The organism is Coxiella-like endosymbiont, assembly GCF_002871095.1.
Taxonomy (GTDB): Bacteria; Pseudomonadota; Gammaproteobacteria; order Coxiellales; family Coxiellaceae; genus Coxiella.
Genome location: NZ_NSHJ01000142.1, coordinates 1 through 5094, shown reverse-complemented (window position 1 = coordinate 5094; position 5094 = coordinate 1). Strand labels below are relative to the sequence as shown.

The window sequence follows — 5094 nt, the reverse complement described above, 5'->3', positions numbered from 1 at the left end:
GTATCTCTCTTCTCCAAAAGGAGTTTAGACCTAATGAGACCTAAGGTAGTAAGATTAAAATATACTGAACGATGATGGGACTTTTTGAACTCACGATAGATATAACCGGAATTACAATTTAAGACTCTATCAACTGAACTACATCCATTATTAACTCCTTTACTTCATACTACAATGAATAATTATTCTAAGATGAATCATTATTCTAAGTTTATAATACTACTTTGCCTTCACTGTTCTGAAACACGCCCGGTAGGATTCGAACCTACTACCCTCGGCTTAGAAGGCCGATGCTCTATCCGAGTGAGCTACGGGCGCATAGTTAATTAGTTACAATGATGTAACCACAATTGAGGGTCTAGTTTAAATTAGAGTAATCAAACTCAAATGAAAGATTGATCACAAAATGACTTCTTGTCTTTTTTCTTGGCTTCTAAATCGGGGTAGAGGGATTTGAACCCCCGACATCCTGCTCCCAAAGCAGGCGCGCTACCAGACTGCGCTATACCCCGATCTTAAGCAAGAGAAGATAATACTGTCGATGTTAAAATGCGTCAACAGATCTTCCTTACTCAAGAAGACTTTATTTATTTTTTAGGTGAAAAACCTAAGATAGAGAATTTACTGAACACAATACTTTTTCTATATCTTAATAGAAGAATATCTGTTATTATATGATCGGCAACATCAACCAAAGAAATACCTAATGACTGACCTCCAAGGCCTTATTAAAGAGGCTTATCATAATAAAGATGAATTTACTACTAACACTACTCCGAACAAAATTCGTAGAGCTGTACATCAAACTATCGAACTACTTGATCGAGGAGAAATTCGTATTGCTGAAAAACGTAATGAACATTGGAGTATTAATGAATGGGTAAAAATGGCTATTTTACTTTATTTTAAAATCGAACCTCTCAAAATTTTTAAAGGAAGTTACGCCTCCTTCTATGACAAAATCCCTTTAAAGAATGATCACCAAGCGGAATTCAGAAAACGAAAGATCCGCATTGTTCCCAATGCAATTATACGAAAAGGTGCTTATTTAGCTCAAAATATAGTACTTATGCCAAGTTATATAAATATTGGTGCCTATATCGATTCAGGAAGCTTAATTGATACGTGGGCTACTGTGGGTTCTTGCGCACAAATTGGAAAAAATGTTCATCTTTCTGGTGGTGCTGGTATCGGTGGAGTTCTTGAACCTTTACAAACACATCCTACTATCATTGAAGATGACTGTTTCATTGGTGCACGCTCTGAAATTGTAGAGGGAGTTATTGTTGAAAAAGGTAGTGTTATTTCTATGGGTGTGTTCATCAGCCAAAGTACTCCGATTTATAATCGACTCACCAAACAAATTACTTACGGACGAATTCCTGCTGGTTCTGTAGTTATATCGGGAAGCCTGCCTTCTTTAGAAGGAAATTACAACCAATATAGCGCCATAATCATTAAACAGGTGGATACAAAAACTCGAAATAAAATTTCTATAAATGAACTTTTACGCGAAAATTAGTATGAGCGATACATTAAAACTTTTGAAACAACTTATCGAACGTCCCTCTATTACTCCCCATGATGCTGGTTGTCAAGACATTTTAATTAAGCACTTAACCTCCAAAGGATTTCAATATGAACGTTTACCCTTTGCAGAAGTTAATAATCTATGGGCTTGGCACGGTAAAAGCTCACCGCTCGTTATTTTTGCAGGTCACACTGATGTTGTCCCACCTGGAGATGAAACACAATGGGTGTCTCCTCCCTTCACTCCTGCAGAAAAAAATGGGTATCTTTATGGCCGAGGAGCTGCTGACATGAAAAGCGGGTTAGCTGCTATGGTCGTTGCTGCCCAAAAATTTATTAAGCAATACCCCGATCATAACGGTACAATTGGATTCATCATTACCAGTGATGAAGAAGGCTTAGCAAAAAATGGAACCCGTAAGGTAGTGGAATATTTACAAAAAAAAAATATCAAAATAGATTATTGTATTGTGGGTGAAGCCAGTAGCAATAAAACCTTGGGTGATGCCATTAAAATAGGCCGTCGGGGATCACTTTACGGTTACCTTACTATTTTCGGCAAGCAAGGCCATATCGCCTATCCAAATTTAGCTAATAATCCCATTCATTGCTGTTTTCAAGCATTTGATATTTTAACAAAAACGACTTGGGATCAAGGAAATGATTATTTTACCCCTACTTCATTGCAGTTTTATCATATTGAAGCAGATGGTGGAGCCACTAATATCATTCCATCAAAATTAACAGCCAAATTTAATTTTCGTTTCTCACCTATCCAATCTCCAGAAATACTTCAAAAAAAATTTGAAATGATTCTTGACAAACAACAACTCAAATATGAGATCAAATGGAACCTCTCCAGACAACCTTTTTTTAGTGGGAATGGTAAATTAGCAGCCATCACCTGTGAAACCATTAAGGAAATTTATCAGCGTGAAACTGAACCCAATACATATGGTGGAACTTCAGATGGTCAATTTTTAGCTGCTGCTGGTTGTGAAGTTGTTGAACTAGGGCCTGTTAATAAGACCGCTCATCACGTTAATGAGAATATTGCTATTGCAGATCTCGATAATCTTTCTGAGATATATTTCCAAATCCTTCGACGAGCTATTTTTTAAAATTAGATATTTATACTACTTTTTTAGAAAATTGTGTAAAATTTTCAGCAGTAAGCTTGCTCTAACTCAGCTTACTTTACAAAAGTCTCCCTAAAACGTACCACACTACCGTAAACACATAAGTCTACGCGGAATAAATTATTGCACTTATGGAGATTCTAGTTTAATCTGAATTACTTAATATTAATCTAAAAATATTTAAAATAAAATATTGCGAACACAACAGGAGAGGTGCTCGAGTGGTTGAAGAGACACGACTGGAAATCGTGTGTACGCTAACCCCGTACCGAGGGTTCGAATCCCTCCCTCTCCGGCTATCTAGATCTAACTAGAGTCGTAAAAAAGAGATAGAACATCTATCTCTACTGTCAATTTTAGTTTACAAAAAAAGATTTAGAATATGATAATAAAGATTTAGAATATGATACGATATGTATACTGAGTTCTCGGTGGCCACGGAAGTCTTCCCTTCGCGACAAATTACCGTAAACCCCGCTAGGCCCGGAAGGGAGCAACGGTAACGGTGGATTTGGGTGCCGAAAGGTTCGAGGGCTTTTGTGGCTGCTTTTTTAGGAATAAATCCATGGTTCATCAAGTCTTAGCACGAAAATGGCGTCCTCGATGCTTTCAAGAAGTAATCGGTCAAGTATCAATTATTCAAACTCTAAGTAACGCTCTTAATCAACAATATCTCCATCACGCGTATTTATTCACCGGTACCCGAGGTGTAGGTAAAACGACTCTAGGGCGACTACTCGCTAAATGTCTTAATTGTGAAAAAGGCATTACTACTAATCCTTGTAATATCTGTGGAAGTTGCAAGGAAATCGATTCTGGTCGATTTCCAGATCTCTTTGAAATAGATGCGGCCTCTCGCACCAAAGTAGAAGATATGCGGGAGCTACTGGATAACGTTCAATATGCACCAGCGAAAGGCCTGTTTAAAGTATATCTAATTGACGAAGTTCACATGCTTTCGGGTCATAGCTTTAACGCTTTATTAAAAACTCTGGAAGAACCGCCTAGCCATGTTAAATTTATTTTTGCTACTACAGAGCATCATAAATTACCCATAACTATTTTATCCCGCTGCTTACAGTTTCACCTCACCCCACTCTTACCTGACCAAATTACCGCGCATTGTCAAAGTATTTTACAAAAAGAAAAGATTGAATTTGAAAAGACCGCACTAGATCTATTAGCTCGAGCTGCTAATGGAAGTATTCGTGACGCTTTAAATCTTTTAGATCAAGGAATAGCTTATGGGAATGGGAAGGTCCTTACAGCTGATATGAAGAGTATGCTTGGAATTACTGAACCGACTTTATTGTTTGATATCCTAGAAGCCCTTACCCGAAAAAAGGGAAATGATCTGCTGAGATCTATTAACAAACTATCCCAACAGGGAGCTGATTTTTCTAATGCTCTTAGCGAATTATTGACCTTACTTCATCAAATTGCTATGCTTCAAGCGGTTCCTGACGCTCAAATTGAAAACGATCATGAACGACTACGTCAGCTAGCAAACCTCCTGCACAGTGAAGATGTACAGCTTTTTTATCAAATTGGCTTATCAGGGCAACGAGATTTACCCTATTCTCCCAACGAACAAATAGGATTTGAAATGACGCTATTACGAATGCTTGCCTTTTACCCGGAATCAATGTTACCAGTCATTCAAAATAAACTATCTCAACACAGCAGAAGCTCAACGCATTCTTCGATATCATCTGAAGAATGGTATGAACTATTACCTCAATTAAATTTGACAGGTGCTGCTCTTGCTTTAGCACAACAATGCACTCTCAACCAAAAAACTAAAACACATTTGCATTTTACTTTAGATCCCAAACAAAAACCCTTATTACAAAAAACACAAATCCAAAGAATAGAAGAAGCAGTAAGCAAATATTTTAATCGATCCATCAGTATAAAAATTGATATCAGCAAAAACTCCAGAGACACACCTCCCTCTGCTATCACTAAAAAAATAGCTCTAAGTCGCCAAATGGAAGCAGAAAAAACAATTTTGAATGATCACCACGTTCAGCAGATAATGAAAACTTTCAACGCGACTTTGGTAAAGGAAAAGATTCTTCTTCATGAAGAAAAAACATAAAAAATAGTAAAACTAAAAACGATAACTATCTAAATTGCAATGGCAAAATATTTTCACAACATGAAATTTTGCAATCTTCTCATAGAAATAGGTATGAAGCAGAAGTGAAAATAGACTAACAAGAATTTTAATTTTACGGGGCCGATTTTTTACCATACCAGCTCAAAAGAGAGATCTTTATTTAGCCTATACTCTCTTGATAAAAATATATTTTATAACTTCACTTCAAAGCTTACTCAGAATCCTGAAGTCATCTACACAATAGATCAATTTTTATCTTCTTTATAAAATCCAGACGATCCAAGAGATTAAATTAGCTTTAGA

At 36.7% G+C, this 5094-nt stretch carries 3 protein-coding genes, 3 tRNA genes and 1 other RNA gene; 5 read left to right on the top strand and 2 right to left on the bottom strand.

The features are described from left to right. Positions 1-244: 244 nt before the first annotated feature. Together CLERM_RS03330 and CLERM_RS03325 are read right to left on the bottom strand one after the other, a co-directional pair. A tRNA-Arg gene (locus CLERM_RS03330) sits at positions 245-318 on the bottom strand. Positions 319-438: 120 nt separating this feature from the next. Then, positions 439-512: transfer RNA gene (locus tag CLERM_RS03325), tRNA-Pro, on the bottom strand. Positions 513-706: 194 nt separating this feature from the next. Between CLERM_RS03325 and dapD the strand changes: the two genes are divergently transcribed. From dapD to dnaX, 5 genes are all read left to right on the top strand, one after another. Then, complete coding sequence (dapD, locus tag CLERM_RS03320) at positions 707-1522, top strand: 2,3,4,5-tetrahydropyridine-2,6-dicarboxylate N-succinyltransferase (protein ID WP_102157172.1); 816 nt, start codon at positions 707-709, stop codon at positions 1520-1522. A 1-nt stretch (position 1523) separates the two neighbouring features. After that, a complete protein-coding gene (gene dapE, locus CLERM_RS03315) occupies positions 1524-2651 on the top strand; it encodes a succinyl-diaminopimelate desuccinylase (protein WP_102157171.1) in 1128 nt (375 codons plus the stop codon). A 225-nt stretch (positions 2652-2876) separates the two neighbouring features. Then, positions 2877-2964: transfer RNA gene (locus tag CLERM_RS03310), tRNA-Ser, on the top strand. Positions 2965-3110: 146 nt separating this feature from the next. Next, an RNA gene (ffs, locus tag CLERM_RS03305) (signal recognition particle sRNA small type) lies at positions 3111-3208 on the top strand. A 26-nt stretch (positions 3209-3234) separates the two neighbouring features. Continuing rightward, a complete protein-coding gene (gene dnaX / locus CLERM_RS03300; protein WP_102157170.1) occupies positions 3235-4770 on the top strand; it encodes a DNA polymerase III subunit gamma/tau in 1536 nt (511 codons plus the stop codon). The last annotated feature ends 324 nt before the right edge of the window (positions 4771-5094 follow it).

Excerpts from the sequence above, each read along its gene's own strand:
- dapD (WP_102157172.1), top strand. The coding sequence starts at position 707 with ATGACTGACCTCCAAGGCCTTATTAAAGAGGCTTATCATAATAAAGAT.
- dapE (WP_102157171.1), top strand. The coding sequence starts at position 1,524 with ATGAGCGATACATTAAAACTTTTGAAACAACTTATCGAACGTCCCTCT.
- dnaX (WP_102157170.1), top strand. The coding sequence starts at position 3,235 with ATGGTTCATCAAGTCTTAGCACGAAAATGGCGTCCTCGATGCTTTCAA.